The sequence below is a fragment of the Corynebacterium sp. EPI-003-04-2554_SCH2473622 genome (assembly GCF_001665955.1).
GTDB classification, from domain to species: domain Bacteria; phylum Actinomycetota; class Actinomycetes; order Mycobacteriales; family Mycobacteriaceae; genus Corynebacterium; species Corynebacterium pseudodiphtheriticum.
Map to the genome: position 1 here is coordinate 1 of NZ_LZMN01000051.1, position 15,097 is coordinate 15,097.

General features: G+C 53.2%; 15 protein-coding genes. 7 read left to right on the forward strand and 8 right to left on the reverse strand.

Annotated elements, in window-relative coordinates; all coding sequences use genetic code 11:
* Positions 1-120: 120 nt before the first annotated feature.
* From A5774_RS05735 to dnaA, 4 genes are all read right to left on the reverse strand, one after another.
* Positions 121-798 carry a DciA family protein gene (locus A5774_RS05735; RefSeq protein ID WP_023018653.1) on the reverse strand — a complete coding sequence of 226 codons (678 nt, stop codon included), beginning with the start codon at positions 796-798 and terminating at the stop codon, positions 121-123.
* Positions 795-2,129: a DNA replication/repair protein RecF gene (gene recF / locus A5774_RS05740; RefSeq protein ID WP_023018654.1), complete on the reverse strand. Its 1,335-nt coding sequence runs from the start codon at positions 2,127-2,129 to the stop codon at positions 795-797. The genes A5774_RS05735 and recF overlap by 4 nt, the downstream gene beginning before the upstream one ends.
* Entirely contained in the window at positions 2,129-3,316 is a 1,188-nt protein-coding gene (gene dnaN / locus A5774_RS05745; protein WP_021353388.1) for a DNA polymerase III subunit beta, read from the reverse strand. Before dnaN ends, recF begins: the two co-directional genes overlap by 1 nt.
* Positions 3,317-4,023: 707 nt before the next feature.
* Positions 4,024-5,730 carry a chromosomal replication initiator protein DnaA gene (gene dnaA / locus A5774_RS05750; RefSeq protein ID WP_369707189.1) on the reverse strand — a complete coding sequence of 569 codons (1,707 nt, stop codon included), beginning with the start codon at positions 5,728-5,730 and terminating at the stop codon, positions 4,024-4,026.
* A gap of 891 nt (positions 5,731-6,621) precedes the next feature.
* Between dnaA and rpmH the strand changes: the two genes are divergently transcribed.
* The 7 genes from rpmH to A5774_RS05780 are packed head-to-tail and all read left to right on the forward strand — an operon-like array spanning position 6,622 to position 11,314.
* Entirely contained in the window at positions 6,622-6,765 is a 144-nt protein-coding gene (rpmH, locus tag A5774_RS05755) for a 50S ribosomal protein L34 (protein WP_021353386.1), read from the forward strand.
* Between the two features lie 3 nt (positions 6,766-6,768).
* Entirely contained in the window at positions 6,769-7,191 is a 423-nt protein-coding gene (gene rnpA / locus A5774_RS05760) for a ribonuclease P protein component (RefSeq protein ID WP_024272831.1), read from the forward strand.
* Positions 7,192-7,250: 59 nt separating this feature from the next.
* Entirely contained in the window at positions 7,251-7,493 is a 243-nt protein-coding gene (gene yidD / locus A5774_RS10910) for a membrane protein insertion efficiency factor YidD (protein WP_326480656.1), read from the forward strand.
* Between the two features lie 19 nt (positions 7,494-7,512).
* Positions 7,513-8,520: a membrane protein insertase YidC gene (gene yidC / locus A5774_RS05765; RefSeq protein WP_021353384.1), complete on the forward strand. Its 1,008-nt coding sequence runs from the start codon at positions 7,513-7,515 to the stop codon at positions 8,518-8,520.
* Positions 8,520-9,122 (forward strand): 16S rRNA (guanine(527)-N(7))-methyltransferase RsmG, encoded by a 603-nt coding sequence (rsmG, locus tag A5774_RS05770; protein WP_021353383.1) that lies wholly within the window; start codon positions 8,520-8,522, stop codon positions 9,120-9,122. Before yidC ends, rsmG begins: the two co-directional genes overlap by 1 nt.
* A 10-nt stretch (positions 9,123-9,132) precedes the next feature.
* On the forward strand, positions 9,133-10,071 hold the full coding sequence (locus A5774_RS05775; RefSeq protein WP_023018657.1) for a ParA family protein: 939 nt from the start codon (positions 9,133-9,135) through the stop codon (positions 10,069-10,071).
* A gap of 16 nt (positions 10,072-10,087) precedes the next feature.
* Positions 10,088-11,314, forward strand: coding sequence for a ParB/RepB/Spo0J family partition protein (locus tag A5774_RS05780; RefSeq protein WP_064833783.1), 1,227 nt, complete (start codon positions 10,088-10,090; stop codon positions 11,312-11,314).
* Positions 11,315-11,534: 220 nt separating this feature from the next.
* On the opposite strand, the gene A5774_RS05785 is transcribed toward A5774_RS05780, so the two are convergent.
* The 4 genes from A5774_RS05785 to A5774_RS05800 all read right to left on the reverse strand — a co-directional run bounded on the left by A5774_RS05785 (position 11,535) and on the right by A5774_RS05800 (position 14,998).
* A complete protein-coding gene (locus A5774_RS05785) occupies positions 11,535-12,719 on the reverse strand; it encodes an N-acetylmuramoyl-L-alanine amidase (RefSeq protein ID WP_021353378.1) in 1,185 nt (394 codons plus the stop codon).
* Positions 12,720-12,868: 149 nt separating this feature from the next.
* The gene (gene trxA, locus A5774_RS05790) at positions 12,869-13,192 is read right to left on the reverse strand and encodes a thioredoxin (protein WP_021353377.1); all 324 of its coding nucleotides are present in this window, start codon (positions 13,190-13,192) and stop codon (positions 12,869-12,871) included.
* Positions 13,193-13,377: 185 nt separating this feature from the next.
* Positions 13,378-14,307 carry a thioredoxin-disulfide reductase gene (gene trxB / locus A5774_RS05795; protein WP_021353376.1) on the reverse strand — a complete coding sequence of 310 codons (930 nt, stop codon included), beginning with the start codon at positions 14,305-14,307 and terminating at the stop codon, positions 13,378-13,380.
* Between the two features lie 127 nt (positions 14,308-14,434).
* The gene (locus A5774_RS05800; protein ID WP_021353375.1) at positions 14,435-14,998 is read right to left on the reverse strand and encodes an RNA polymerase sigma factor; all 564 of its coding nucleotides are present in this window, start codon (positions 14,996-14,998) and stop codon (positions 14,435-14,437) included.
* Positions 14,999-15,097 lie beyond the last annotated feature (99 nt).

Genomic DNA, 15,097 nt, shown 5'->3' on the forward strand with positions numbered 1-15,097 from the left:
TCCTTAAAGAGGAAATCTTCGACATTCCAATCTTACACCCCAGACACCCTGCCCGGGTGGAGCTAAGCCGCAGGCACACCGCACGGTCGCATGTCAGAACCGCAGCTGCTTATCAGTGGTTTATCCGTACGTATCGCGCGGACCGCGACCTTTCACATGTAGCTTGCCCTTACGCCAATTCGGTGCCTGCGGGCCAAAGATCTTCAACTCAGTGATCACGTCCGGTCCAGCTTTCTCGCGGATCGAGCGCAGAATCTCCCGCTGCATATACCGCAAATTCGTCGCCCACGCGGTGGAGTCACAACTGATAAATAGCGCCGTATCTTTCACCATCTCTACCTTGGTGTGCTGCGCGATCTTCTCACCCACCAGCTGCGCCCAGTGCCCAGTCACCCACCCAGAGGCCAGGTTTTTCTCCCAACCGCGGGAGGTAATTTCTTTGTTCAGTACCGCACCCGCCGACGGCAAATTCAATTGCCTGCGCGGACGCCTGCCATCAGGCCCGGATTGCCGGTATTTCTGCCAATTCAGCGCACCGAGGGCGCCAGGAGTGTTCTGGGCATTACGTTCCTGGTGCGCCCGTGCTTGCCGACGGCGGCGCAGATAACTTTGTGCACCCGTCTGCGAAGTGCCCAGTGGTGGTGCGAATCCACGTTGTGCAGCAGCTTCCCGGACGGCGGCAAAGGTGGCGTCGACAAGATCACGAGGCTGGCTTGGTATCTGTGGCTGGTTAGGGGGCAGTTTTTGTGACTGATTCTGTGACTGGTTGCCTGCTGAATTATCGGCAGAAGCACTCATCGTGATCCACCGTCGCCAGGCTGGGGTGTGTCTTCGGCACCAGCACGTCGCTCGTTCTGGCTGGTGTCGATAAAGGACACACGTGAATACTCACCGCTGGCGCTCATAGAATCGTGGACGCCGATGCGAACTACAGAATTCGGTTCTAGTTCCTCGGGAATATCTTCTTCCACCGCAGCGGTAATCAGCACCTGTTCCACAGAGCTCGCAAGCTTGACCAGGTGCCGCCGACGCTTCACATCCAGTTCCGCAAACACATCATCCAGAATCAGAATCGGATCCGTGCCCGATTGCCGCAAAATCTCGAATTCTGCCCAGCGCAACGCAATGGCATAAGACCAGGTCTCACCATGCGAAGCAAAACCTTTCGCCGGATTAGCACCAAGTAGTGCTTCCATGTCATCACGGTGCGGGCCGACGAGGCTAACGCCGCGCTCAATCTCTTTGTTCCGCGCATTGCCTAATGCTCCCAGCATGGCAGCCTCGATGAGTTCGACTTGCACGTGACCGTGCTCATCCCGGTAATACTCGTCGGTGATGCGCCGAGACGGCATCGCTGTCGAATTCCCAGAACCAGCAGCCACCCCAGAATTACCGTTTTCTACCACGGTATCCAGGGTGGAATTATAAGAGACATCTGCTGGGCGAGATTCTGGAGCGATAGCCGCATAGGCCTTACGAACCTGAATTTTTAGCTCATCAACCAACTCGATACGCGCAGCAATTAGCTGTGCACCCAATCCAGCTAAACGATTATCCCAGGCATCCAAGGTTGCTAAGGCAGATGCGGAATCATCGTCTCGATACCCACGCTTCAATGCCGCACTAGCTGACTTCAGCAGCGCATTTCGCTGACGCAAGACTTTGTCGTAATCAGCCTTCACGCCGGCAATTCGTGGGGTTCTACTAGCCAGCATCCTATCGAGATAGCGGCGGCGCTCCCCTGGCTCGCCACGTAATAGAGCCAAATCTTCCGGAGAAAACAGCACGGTCTTTGCTACCCCAAGCAGTTCCCGGGGTGTTTTCAACCGAGTTCGGTTTATCTGTGCACTATTGCTACCACTAGATTTGACCAATAGGTGCGCAGTGAGCTCGCGACCTTGATTAATAATGCTGGCGGATATCCGTGCATTATCTTGGCCAATGCGGATCAGCGGCGCATCGGTTGCTACCCGGTGTGAGCCGAGGTGCGCAAGATAGCCAATGGCTTCGACAATATTGGTTTTACCATAGCCATTGCGGCCGACGAACACGCTGATTCCCGGCGCAAACCGCAGGGAGAATTCCGGCCAAGAGCGGAAATCACGGAGCTGCAGGTTTTGGAGATACATTACCCAGGCAAACGAACCGGCATCAGAAGGTAAGTGAAATCAGACTGTGGGCTCGGGAATTGGCCGTCTTCGTTGGCTTCCGGCATGTGCTCCGGCTGCGGCAGCAAGATGGCAGGACGAGATGATTCAGTAAATCCGAAGAAGACCTTCTCGGTGCGTACAACGGACAAACCATCTTTCAGGTATCCCGGATTGAACGCGATGATTAACTCATCACGACCGGAGAATTCGCACGGTACTGCTTCTTCTGCATGGCCAGATTCTGCACCACCCGCAGACAAAATAACCTGGTCCTCAGAAAATTCCATGCGTACCTGAGCGTTTCGTTCGGTTAACAACGAGACGCGACGAATCGCTTCTTGTAGTGGGGCAATGTCGACGCTAGCAACGCAGCTATGGGTTTTTGGCAATAGTGGCTCAATATTCGGAAATTCTGCATCTAGCATGCGAGTGGTGGTTTCGCGATTGTGCGAGTGCAAGCCAAATAGGCCTTCAGCACCGACATTATCGCCAGCTCCCACTGCGATTTGTACGGGCTGATCCAAACTAGTGTCTAGGCTTCGCGCATTTTCTTGCAAAGTTTTTGCTGGTACCAGCAATTTAGCCGAGACGCCTTCGCTAACCGGATCCCAATTCAGTTGGCGAATAGCCAAACGGAAACGGTCTGTAGCAGCAAGTTTAATATCTGAGCCGTTAATGGCGAAGTGCACGCCAGTGAGCATCGGCAAAGTGTCATCACGGCCGGCTGCAGAAGCAACTTGCGTAACGGCATCAGTAAATAGCGATGGGTTCAGGCTGCCGGTAACTTGTGGTAGTTCCGGCAGTTGTGGGTAATCATCCAGCGGAATCAGAGGTAGCTCGAAACGGGAAGAACCACAACGCACCAACGCAGTGGAATCATTGACTTTCAGTTCGACTGGCTTGTTGGCCAAGCTAGCGACGATATCTGCTAGCAATTTACCCGCAACTGCAATAGTGCCTTCGGTCTCTACTTCTGCGGGGAGCTTAATCTTGGTGGAAACTTCGTAGTCAAAGCCAGAGAGCTCCAGGCCGGATTCATCAGCAGTAATCAGCATCGCGCGCAAGACAGGCTGAGTCGCTTTGGAAGGCAGATTCTTAGCTACCCAAGCGACGGCGTCTGCCAAGTCTTCCTTGGCAACACGGAACGATACTGCGGAGGAATCCATGTTGGTATCAAGCTCTCTTTAGAAGTTGTAATTCGCGAATTCTGGTTACGGGAATTCTGGTTGCAGAAATATCTGAAGTTACCCGAAATCCTAACACTTTTCCAGTAGCAGAAGACGGCTTTTTCGGGGAATTCTTGTCATTTAGGGTTAGCTAATTTAGCTATCTGAATTACATTGTTCGTATTTAAGAGCACATCCTGGATGCTGAGGTTACATCGTTGTAATTACCTCGTCACAGACGAGCTGGTCTTTGTTTGTTTTTCGGTATAAAACAAAAATTCTTCCGTTCCTTCACACCCTCTTTCTCTTAATAGATTTCCAAGTTAAAAAGATAGTAGTAGCAATAAGCCTTGTTATATCTGTGAATAATGGGTCATCGGCAAAGCTCAAAGCCGTTTTTCAGATTGTGTTTATGCGTGTGTAGTTCTTGTGGATAAAACGGTGCAATTGTGGATAACTCCCGTGTAATTCTGCTTCTCCACAACATGGGCCGATTTTTCCACAATTCTTCCACCGGTAGATTCACACAGCTCAGAATTCTTTCACAGCCATTATTTATGATCTGGGTTACAAAAAATATAAATTACAAACGTGTAATTACACAGGTGTGGAGAACCTTGTGGATAAAGAAAACCAGGCCCTGGACAATCCAAGGACCTGGTGGGGTATCGAGCTGGGACGGCTGCAGTGTCAGCCGAACACGAAGCTTAAGAAACGCGACCTCGCGTCTTAATAATTTGCGTCAGCTGTTGAATTTCATCGTAGGTATTCCGATTTTCTGTCATTTCTTTCCGGATCTTCCGATCCGCATACATCACAGTAGTGTGATCTTTACCGCCGAAGGCTTCGCCAATCTTGGGCAAAGAGTTATCGGTTAATTCGCGGCACAAATACATCGCGAGCTGACGGGCATGTGCAATCGCCCGAGTTTTGCCGGCACCAGTCAGTGCCTTGAACTCGATATTGAAATACTCTGCAGTCACTTCCATGATCGTGGACATAGTAATTTCCAGGTTCGCTGTATCTGGAAGGATGTCGTGCAGCGCGATTTCTGCAAGCTTCATATCGATCGGCTCGTTGATTAGTGAAGAATATGCAGAAACGCGAATCAGTGCGCCTTCTAATTCGCGAATAGAAGACTCGAATTGAGAAGCAATAAATTCCAGTACCTCCCTGTCGACGCGGGTGCCGTCGGCGGAAGCTTTCTTCATCAAAATCGCGATGCGTGTTTCCAGATCAGGTGGCTGCACATCAGTAATTAATCCGCCTTCGAAGCGGGTACGCAAGCGATCTTCCAGGGTGGTTAGCTGCTTCGGCGGGCGGTCGGAGGACAAAATGATTTGCTTATCAGCTTGGTGCAGCGCATTGAAAGTATGGAAAAACTCTTCTTGCGTAGACTCTTTGCCTTCTAAGAATTGGATATCGTCAACCATCAAGATATCTAAGTTGCGATAGCGGCGTTTGAAAGATTCCTGCCGGTCATCGCGCAAAGAATTGATGTAGTCGTTGGTGAATTCCTCCGAAGACACATACTTTACTCTCAGTTTTGGTTGTAGCACTTGGGCGTAATTACCTGCTGCATGCAAGAGGTGTGTTTTGCCCAAACCGGATCCGCCCCAAATGAACAGCGGGTTATAGGCACGTGCTGGATTTTCCGCCACCGCGACGGCGGCACCGTTGGCGAAGCGATTCGACGAACCGATAACGAAATTTTCGAATGTGTATTTGGGGTTGAGCGATTGTTCCTGGTTGGGATCATGTGCAGGAGCTTCGCGGTGTAGACGGCGGGCAGAATCGGGCTGCCCGGTGTCTGTGGCGCCAGCTTTCTGTGCCTGTTGTTGCTGGTATGCCTGTGCTAGTTCATCGAGACTGGCTGCTGCCCGGGGCGGATTGGCTTCTCGAGGGGCAGCGCTAGGCTGGTGGTCGCTAAAGCCGATTTCGATTTGCGAATCGTGATGATTACGCGGTGTTCGTCGCGGAGCACTCGGCCGTGAAGTGGAAGAAGATTGCTTTCCCGATTGGCTGGCTGCGGGGCTGGATGCCCCAGGTTCATTGCGTTCTGGGGATACTGGTGACTCTTCTCGCGGGCTGTAGCGAGAGGTGTATCGCGGTTCGTAATCCCGGCTGGCCTGAGCTGGAGAATGCGAGGACTGCCATTCGTCGTCTTGTGGCGCGGCGATGGACACAGCCAATGAACAAGATTTACCTAGGTAATGATTCAGGATACGCACGATGTGTGGGCCTAAATCATTTTCAATCGTCGCCTTGACATTTTCGTTCGGAACGGTCAGTAGCGCGTAGCTATTGACCATGGTGATTGGTCGGGCGCGCTGCAGATGGGCACGCTGTTGGTGAGTGAAAGACGGTACGTCAGAATCTGGTTGGTCAGAGATATAGAGAAGGTCATCGACCATCTTCTGCCAATTTTCTGCGAGCGTGGACGCATCGTCTGCCACAGTGCCTCGATTCTGTCTAGTTCGGTCGTCGTTTCGTGTTTGCTGGTGTTTTAGCCTTGGGTTCTCGGAGAGTCTTTCGGCGATTTTTGTTATCTAGTTAGTTATGTCTGGTCAGCAAATTCCAGAGCAAACTCTGGGGCAAATTCCAGAGCAAGCTCCAAATGAAATTCCCCAGGAGGATTCCACAGGGTAGCTGCTGCCAGAAATATAGCTTGACCAGTATTTCACAGAGTTATCCACAACTGTGAATAGACTCGCGGGAAATGTTATTCACAGTTATTCACATTATTGTGGATAACTTGTTGTTGGTAATTATAGCCTTCTACCTGCATTTTTATCCTAACTATAAACTTCCTGTTGAGAGTTATCCACAGTTGAGGTTGTGGATTCTTGTGAGTAGAAGCTCCTATTCATTACTACCCGCTGGTGTGGAAAACTGTCTAGCAAGCGGTTTTTCTTCGATAGCCTGCTTGAATCACATAGTTGTTATTTACGGATCCTGTATTCGATGCTTTGTGGAGAACGTGCAGCACTGCGCCGGGTTGTATTTCACAGGGGTTGATTCATTCCTGGGGATAACATTCTTGTGATTCCGGGGGTACCCGCATGGCTGGCGGTTGGCGAGAGCAAAATCGCCAGGCTGTTACGGCGTGTTGATTTGTTTTTCCTGCTCGCTGTGACGTAGTCTGGCTAAGTCTTTTCACAGTCTCGGACTGTGTACTGAAGAACCGAATGGCACTCGTGCGTTGCAGCGCTTTCCCAAGCTCGCTGGCGCGGAGTGTTGGTTCTCGAACTGCATCTGACGCGCCACTATGGCAGCGTCGCACCGCTTAGTGAAGGAGATCTACCGTGGCAAAGGGTAAACGCACATTCCAACCAAACAACCGTCGTCGCGCACGCGTTCACGGATTCCGTACCCGCATGCGTACGCGCGCTGGCCGTGCCATCGTGGCAGCCCGTCGCAAAAAGGGTCGTTCGAAGCTGACTGCTTAAGTTATGCTTCCCCGCCAACATAAACTGACTTCGCCGCAACAATTTCGGCGGGTCACGAAAAAGGGACGGCGGGCAGGATCACGCAGCGTGATAGCGCACTGCTATCAGCAACAGGGATCAGAAACACTTGCTGTTTCTGGTCCCCGTTTTGGTCTTATCGTCTCTAAAAGCATTGGCAATGCCGTCGTCCGGCACCGCACCGCCCGCCAGTTGCGTCATATCTGCCGCGAGCTATGTGTAGAACTTGACCCTGCGGTCGACGTCGTCGTGCGTGCTCTACCTGCGCTTGTCGACGCTGAGCCGCAACAGCTGCGCAAAGACGTGCGTAGTGCAGTGTTCCGTGCGCTGAAAAAGCTCGAGAAAACTTCTGCGCATATCGCGCCAAATGCTTCTACTGCAAAGAATGCGGAAGCGGCTACACAGTGACGTATTACAACACGGATGGGGAAGCTATCCCCGCAGCGCGTGGTCCTTCCCGGTTGCTGGTGGCAATGGTGAGGTTTTACCAGAAAAACTTGTCTTCCCAGAAACCGATGTCGACTTGCCGTTTCGAGCCCACATGCAGTGCCTATAGCCTGGAGGTTTTCGCGCGTCACGGGGCTTTTAAAGGCCTGGTCTGTGCTATCGTGAGAATTTCTAAATGTGGCCCTTGGCACCCGGGTGGCTACGATCCGGCAAGTCCGTTTGCACACTTGCCGGAAGCTCCTCGTCAGAACGAATCAGAATAAGTCAGAATAAGGATTATTTGTGCTTAATTTCATCTATTATCCGATTTCGTGGATCTTAGGTTTTTGGCGTGATGTCTTAAGCCTGGTGATGGATCCGCACTCCGGATATACCTGGGTTTTGTCCATCATCTTGCTGACCATGACCATTAAAGCTTTGTTGGTCAAGCCCATGATCACGCAGTTGCGCTCCTCCCGGAAAATGCAAGAGCTGCAACCAAAGATGAAAGAAATCCGGGATAAGTACAAAAATGATAAAACGAAGCAGAGCCAAGAGCTGCAGAAGTTTTATAAAGAATCCGGGATGAACCCACTGGCGGGATGTCTGCCGATGTTGGCACAGATCCCAGTCTTCATTGGTCTGTTCCACGTGCTGCGCATGTTCAACCGGACGGAGGAACGTTTTGGTTCCCCTGGTTTGACGGTAGAAGAAAACCGCAATATTCCGAACTATTCGTTCTCCGTCGAAGATGTCCAGTCCTTCTTGGACGCTGACGTATTTGGCGTGCCTCTTTCTGCGTTTATCTCCATGTCGGAAGACGCTATGCAGACTTTTGGGGCAGACTTCACCCGTCTTAACATCATTGCTGTTGCGGTGCCGTTGGTGCTGACCATTGCGACGCTGACTCACTTGAATGCTCGTTTTACCGTCGGCCGCCAGGAAGCTCGCCGCGCAGCGGGCAAGACCCCGCAACCCACCGGGGATAACGCCGAAATGATGCAGATGCAGATGGGCATGATGAACAAGATGATGCTGTGGGTCATGCCAGCAATCACCTTGGCCACCGGCTTCATCTGGACTATCGGTCTGCTGTTTTACATGCTGACCAACACCGTGTGGACCTTCATCCAAACCCGTATCATCTACGGCAAAATGGACCGCGAAGAAGAAGCAGAAGAAGAGGCAAAGCGCGAAGCTAAGCGCTCTTCCGCACCAGCTCCGGCGGCTCGCAAGCTAAATAAACAGACGAAGAAGCAGCGCAAGAACCAAGGCCACAACCAGCAACAAAACCAGGGCAAGAAGAAATAATGCTGGCTCGTATTTTCGGCGACCGGCAGGATCTAGCGCTGGCCTATCACGAATCCTTGGCGACGGATGCCACCACCCGTGGGTTTATTGGTCCGCGGGAGGCCCCACGACTGTGGGATAGGCACATTTACAACTGTGCGGTTATCGGCGAGGCAATTCCAGAAGGCTCACGCACTATTGACATTGGTTCCGGAGCTGGCCTGCCTGGTATCCCTTTGGCTATTGCCCGCCCAGACCTACACGTAACGTTGTTGGAACCTTTGCTGAAACGTTCCAATTATCTGAGCGAAGTCAGTGAGAAACTCGGACTCGACAACGTCACCGTCATCCGCGAGCGCGCCGAAAACCTTGGCAAAGACACGAAATTTGACGTGGTGACCTCCCGTGCGGTGGCTCCGCTGGCTAAGCTGGCACGGTGGTCGCTGCCCCTGTGTCGTCCTGGCGGAATAATGCTGGCGATGAAAGGTTCGTCGGCAAGCGAAGAAATCGAGCGTGATCAAGCCGCTATTAAACGCGCCAAAGGCGAACGCGCCGAAATTATTACTGTGGGGTCTGAGCTGGACGAACCCACCACCCTGATACGTGTTCATCGCGTAAAGTAAGCTCATTGGCATGACACAGCAGCCCCGCTTGATCACGATCGCCAATCAAAAAGGCGGCGTTGGAAAAACCACCAGCGCCGTGAACCTAGCCGCTGCCCTCGCCCACCAAGGCCATACGGTGTTGGTCATAGACCTCGACCCGCAGGGCAACGCTTCTACGGCGCTGGGCGTCGAGCACCGCACAGGCACGAAATCTAGCTACGAGGTCCTACTCGGCAACGCCACGGCGAAACAAGCCGTGCAACAGTCTCCAAACCGTGACAATCTCTGGTGCATCCCTGCCACGATTGATCTGGCTGGTGCAGAGATTGAGTTGGTGAGTTTGGTGCGCCGCGAATATCGGCTTTCCGACGCTTTGAAGAACGGTTTTTTGGACGAATACGGGTTCGATTACGTCTTCATTGATTGTCCTCCATCACTGGGCCTGTTGACGATCAACGCGATGACGGCGGTGCAGGAAGTGATCATCCCGATCCAGTGTGAGTATTACGCTCTGGAGGGAGTGGGTCAGCTGCTGAACAACATCACTATGATCCGCGAGCATCTGAACGCAGATCTACACATTTCCGGTGTGTTGCTGACGATGTACGACGGGCGCACCAAGTTGGCCGAGCAAGTCGTCGACGAAGTGCGCGGGCAGTTTGGTGCCGTCGTCCTGGGTAACGTCATTCCGCGCTCTGTACGCGTCTCAGAAGCCCCCGGATACGGGCAGACGGTGATTGACTACTCCCCGAGCTCCCACGGCGCCTATGCCTACGGAGCGGCGGCGAAAGAGTTGGATGAGCGCGGTGACTACGTGCCCCACAGCTCGACGGGGCCGATTGGTGTGAGCCCGGAGATTTTTGCACAGCTTTCCCAACAGAACGCCGACGAAGCCACTGAAACAGCCGAAGAGACTGCAGATCAGGCTGCCGACGATACGGTGCACGACACAGCGGACGAAGCATAAGGAGTAACGAGTTTTCATGGCGGAGAAAAAACCACACCAAAAACAAGGCGGCTTGGGCCGTGGCTTGGCTGCCCTGATTCCTTCTGCGAACGACGAGGATCAGTCCGCGCGTCCTAGGCTAGGAAATTCCGCGGCTGATGTGATTCTGGGATCGGCGCTCGGCAACCGTGGGGCCCACGGTGCTGGTGACGCTGGCCCGGCTGGCCAGAAGAATACTGCTAAGGGAAAATCCCCTAACTCTGGCACTGGTTCTGGTACAGGATTGGCCGGGGCCCCGAAGCACGGCACCACCGGCGATGGTCGTGACACAGGCAAAGACGATGCCGCAGAGGCCGGAAAATCCACCAATAAACCCAGTGTTCCAGGCGCGCCAACGATCGCATCTTCGTCGTCCAACGCGACCCGCTCACGCGCAGGAAGTCTTGGCCCGCAATTCGGTGCAACCTACCGTGAGGTGCCCGTCGGCCAGATCTCGCCAAACCCGAAGCAGCCGCGTACCGTCTTCGATGCTGATGACTTAGCAGAGCTAGTGCACTCCATTAAAGAATTCGGGCTTCTGCAGCCCATTGTCGTGCGCCCGGCGGAAGACGGCTTCGAACTCATCATGGGTGAGCGACGTTGGCGGGCAGCTTCTCGGGCTGGCTTATCGACGATCCCTGCTATCGTGCGGCAAACCACAGATGATGCCTTGCTGCGCGACGCATTGCTGGAAAATATCCACCGGGTGCAGCTGAATCCACTGGAAGAAGCCCATGCCTATCAGCAGTTGCTGGAAGAGTTCGGTGTGACACAGGAACAGCTAGCTGACCGGCTGGGGCGTTCTCGCCCGGTAATCACCAATACTCTGCGTTTGCTACGCCTGCCAGTAGATGTGCAGCGGCGAGTAGATGCTGGTGTGCTTTCTTCTGGGCATGCTCGTGCGTTATTGGGGTTGCAGGAAAAAGAACAAATGTCGCAATTGGCAGAACGCGTGGTAGCCGAAGGCCTATCCGTGCGAGGCACAGAAGAAGCTGTTGTACTGCTGAATAAAGGGCAAAAACCAGCAGCGAAGAAGAAAAATTCGCCAGCACCACAACCAGAGTATTTGACGAATACAGCCGAACGTCTGGCCGATAAATGGGACACGAAAGTTACTGTGTCCATGGGAAAACGTAAGGGAAAAATGGTTATCGAATTCGGTGACCAAGATGATTTCCAACGCATCATGGAGCTCATTGAAGGTTCTGCCGGAACTGCGGACTAAATGTGAGCAGAAACCTCTGCGAAATCCAAGGAAAACCCGGGCGCTGTGCCTCGTTACTTCGACTAGTGCACAGCGCCCGGGTTATTTGTTTCCTGTTGACCGTCTCTGCTGATTACTTTGGTGCTGATTGCCGACTACTTGCGTTACTGTTTGCGTTCATAGACGGAAAGTCCAGTGTGGTTAGCGTGATGCTGCACGCACGAGACCGGAGAAACACTGGCTAAGACTGTTCGGCTTCCAACAGCTCTGCGAAGTTGTAGGTGCCAGTCTTCATATCGTCCTGATCCAGCAAATACAACCGCTTCACACCAACGACGATGGCTTCCGCGATGGCATCGCGGTGCTTTGGCTGCGTCAAAATTTGGACATCCTGTGGGTTCGTCAAATACCCCAGAACGACATCGATGGTTGGCATCTGTGGCAGGCGCAGTACTTCCCAGGTACGTGCGTGATTGCGGCAATCCTGTAGTTCTGTGCGGGCAACGATTTCGCGTTGTACAAAGCCAGAAAGTTTTTCCCCGATCATTGAGGAAGAACCGTAATTCGAGCCGAAATAGAATGTTGCTGCACCATTCGCCTTATCATTCCGATAATGATCGCAGTGCAAGCTAATCACGAGGTCCGCACCAAAAGCATTGGCGATATCAGCACGCTCCCGCTCGCTGGGATCATCCATGCGAGGGCGGGAAATAATAGTTTCCACACCAGCGGCAATCATGCGTCCTTCGATACGAGAAGACAGATCCCAGAGGATTTCTTCTTCCGTGATCTCACCAAAACGTCCGCGGACAGTCGCTCCCTTGTTGGCGCCGCCTAGCGCGGGATTAATGACGACACGTTTATCTGCCAGTTTTGGCCCGGCACGGCGAACCCACTCGCGTTCCCGGATGGCTTGTGCCGATCCGCCTGTGGAGATGCGGCGACCGAGTAAAGAAAGAGAGTGGATTGTGTTCGGTCCACAGATTCCGTCATCTTGTAAACCGGAGTTGAGCTGGTAATTGCTCAATGCTTCGTGCGTGTTTTGTCCAAAATGACCGTCGAGGTTGTGGCTGTAAAAGCCTAATTCCTGTAGCTGGCGCTGCAGTTGGGCGACGTCGTCACCAAATAGTTCTTGGTTGGGTTGGAAAGACAGCACCCGGGCACCCAGCGTGTACGAGGCATGACGAAGTTCCCGTAGGGTGATCTCATCGATCGTGCCCGACGGGATGATGCCGCGGGATTGCTGGAAAGCCTTCAACGCTTCCGCCAATTCGGCGCTGAAGTATTTGTCTTCTTCGCTGAATTTCTGAGTCTTCCAGTCCGCCACGTCACCGTCGAAGTGGGATAGCATGCCCAGGCGGGCCAAAGTGGCACGAGCTTCTGCTACGCGAGCTGAAGAATCGCCCACCTTCAATACTTTCGTCACAACGCTCCCTCATGCAGCGTGATAGCCATGGTCGTGGTGTTCATATTTGGAATTTGTTCGGTCCTGCAGCCACTCCCGCCAGAAAACGTTGCCCGCGTGAGTGCGGGACGGCGAGAATGACCGCTTTCGGGTCTCCCTCTAGGTTGAACCTAGAGAACGGCCTCGACCTTGCTGATGATTTGCTTTTTCGGCAAATTGCCGGTGAACTCGTCCACCTTGGAACCACCCGAGTAGATCATCACCGAAGGGATAGACATGACCTGGAACATGGCAGCCAGGGTGCGTTCAGTGTCAACGTCTACTTTGGCGACCTTGATCTTGCCGTCGTATTCCGCGGCGATCTCATCCAGCACTGGGCCTAATTTCTTGCAAGGACCGCACCACTGTGCCCAGAAATCGACGATGACTGGGACATCTGATTCGACGACCTCAGACTTGAACGTCTGGGACGTGATGTCAATTGTGTTGCTCATGTGACTTGTCACCTCGTGGTTTTCTAGAAAGAATTACTAAGAATTCTAGTGTAGTCACAACGAATTAGCGCCATGGCGCGCGAAAACGCGTCTGCCATGACCACAAGTAAACGTTGCGCAAAATTCTATTTTGCAGCGGGGGAATTCCCAGCTGACTCCCAGTGAACTGCCGCTGCCAACAGCCCTCAACGGGCGACAGCAGCCAAGTACTCGCCGGCGTCGATGGCTGCACGACAGCCGGAACCAGCAGCAGTGATGGCTTGCTGGTAGTGGTCATCCACCAAGTCACCGCACGCGAATACACCATCCAGGTTGGTGTGGGTGTGTGGGTGGTTGACCTTGACATAACCAGTTTCTTCCAAATCGACCTGGCCTTGCACTAAGTCTGTACGCGGGTCTGAACCGATTGCGACGAATAGTGCAGTCACGTCCAGCTCGCTGGTTTCGCCGGTCTGGGTGTCTTGCAGAGTCAGGCCAGATACCTTACCTGCAGATTCTTGAATGGCAGCAACGGTCTTATTCAGCTCCCAGGAGATTTTCTCGTTGTTCTTTGCCCGGTCCAGCATAATTGGCGAGGCAGAAAAACCTTCGCGACGGTGCACGATGGTGACCGATCGGGCGAATTTGGTGAGGAAGGTAGCTTCTTCCATTGCGGAATCTCCGCCACCGACAACAGCAATATCGTGGTCCTTAAAGAAAAAGCCGTCGCATGTAGCGCATGTAGACACGCCACGGCCTGTCAGCGCCTTTTCTCCTTCTACTCCCAGGTGACGTGGTGCCGAACCCGTCGCCAAGATTACGGTGCGGGCGGCAAATTCCTCATCGCCGACGTAGATCTTTTTGATTTCACCGTCGAGCTCCACGCGATCGACTAATTCCATACGCAAGTCAGCACCGAAACGTTGGGCCTGTGCGCGCATTTCTTCCATTAGCTCGGGGCCCATGATGCCCTTTTGGAAGCCGGGGTAGTTCTCTACCTCGGTGGTGTTCATCAATTCGCCGCCGTATTCATAGCCCTCAAAAACGATTGGGTTGAGTTCAGCGCGGGCAGCATAAAGCGCGGCACTGTAGCCGGCTGGGCCAGAACCAATTATGGCGACATCGTGAACGATCATTATTTTCCTCCGTTGCTGGATCTGTCTGCCAGATATTCTACGCGCTAATGAAACAGAATCTTGGCGACGCAAGCATGGTCGCAATGGCACGGAGGTGTGGTTCTGCCCACGATGATTGCCCTAACAACTAGCCGGTTTGAGCGCGTTCGACGGCGTCGCGAATGGCCTGGCGTGCCCGCCAACGTCGTGATTTTACGGTTCCCGGTGCCACGCCTTGCTGTTTAGCGACTTCAAAAATGCTGTAGCCTGCGATATCTGTCAGGGTCAGAGCTTCGCGTTGTTCCTCGGCGAGTTCTGCAAGAGCATCTTGCAGGTAAATTCGCGCATCCACACTTCCAGCGGGATCATAACCCAAAGCTGGGTTGTGGTCGTGTGGCACCACTTCTGCGTCAATCGTGGGGGTTTCCCGGCGATGCTTGTGGTTGAGGTAGTCATAACCGGCATTCATGACTAACCGGTGCAGCCAGGTGCTCAACGCAGATTCTGCCCGGTAGGTGTCTAGCTTCGTGCTGGCTTTAAGCATCGCATCTTGCATGATGTCGTCAATATCGTGATCGTTGCCTGCATAGCGGCGCGCTACCCCACGCAATCGACGCCGGTGCTTGGTGAAAATCGCGTTAAAAGCACTGGCATCGCCACTGCAGAAATCGTCGACTAACTGTTGATCAGAAATTTCAGTGTGTTCTGTCATGGTCCCCCCGATTATGTTTCCCCAAAAATTTCCCCTGTGGCCCCCATTACACCGTAGGTACGACGAAAGCGCCGTCCGGTTTTGTTGCACATTGAAATG

Coding starts and splice junctions, on each gene's coding strand:
- A5774_RS05735 (WP_023018653.1), bottom strand. CDS start 798: ATGAGTGCTTCTGCCGATAATTCAGCAGGCAACCAGTCACAGAATCAG.
- recF (WP_023018654.1), bottom strand. CDS start 2,129: ATGTATCTCCAAAACCTGCAGCTCCGTGATTTCCGCTCTTGGCCGGAA.
- dnaN (WP_021353388.1), bottom strand. CDS start 3,316: ATGGATTCCTCCGCAGTATCGTTCCGTGTTGCCAAGGAAGACTTGGCA.
- dnaA (WP_369707189.1), bottom strand. CDS start 5,730: ATGGTCGATGACCTTCTCTATATCTCTGACCAACCAGATTCTGACGTA.
- rnpA (WP_024272831.1), top strand. CDS start 6,769: ATGCTTCCCCGCCAACATAAACTGACTTCGCCGCAACAATTTCGGCGG.
- rsmG (WP_021353383.1), top strand. CDS start 8,520: ATGCTGGCTCGTATTTTCGGCGACCGGCAGGATCTAGCGCTGGCCTAT.
- A5774_RS05775 (WP_023018657.1), top strand. CDS start 9,133: ATGACACAGCAGCCCCGCTTGATCACGATCGCCAATCAAAAAGGCGGC.
- A5774_RS05780 (WP_064833783.1), top strand. CDS start 10,088: ATGGCGGAGAAAAAACCACACCAAAAACAAGGCGGCTTGGGCCGTGGC.
- trxA (WP_021353377.1), bottom strand. CDS start 13,192: ATGAGCAACACAATTGACATCACGTCCCAGACGTTCAAGTCTGAGGTC.
- trxB (WP_021353376.1), bottom strand. CDS start 14,307: ATGATCGTTCACGATGTCGCCATAATTGGTTCTGGCCCAGCCGGCTAC.
- A5774_RS05800 (WP_021353375.1), bottom strand. CDS start 14,998: ATGACAGAACACACTGAAATTTCTGATCAACAGTTAGTCGACGATTTC.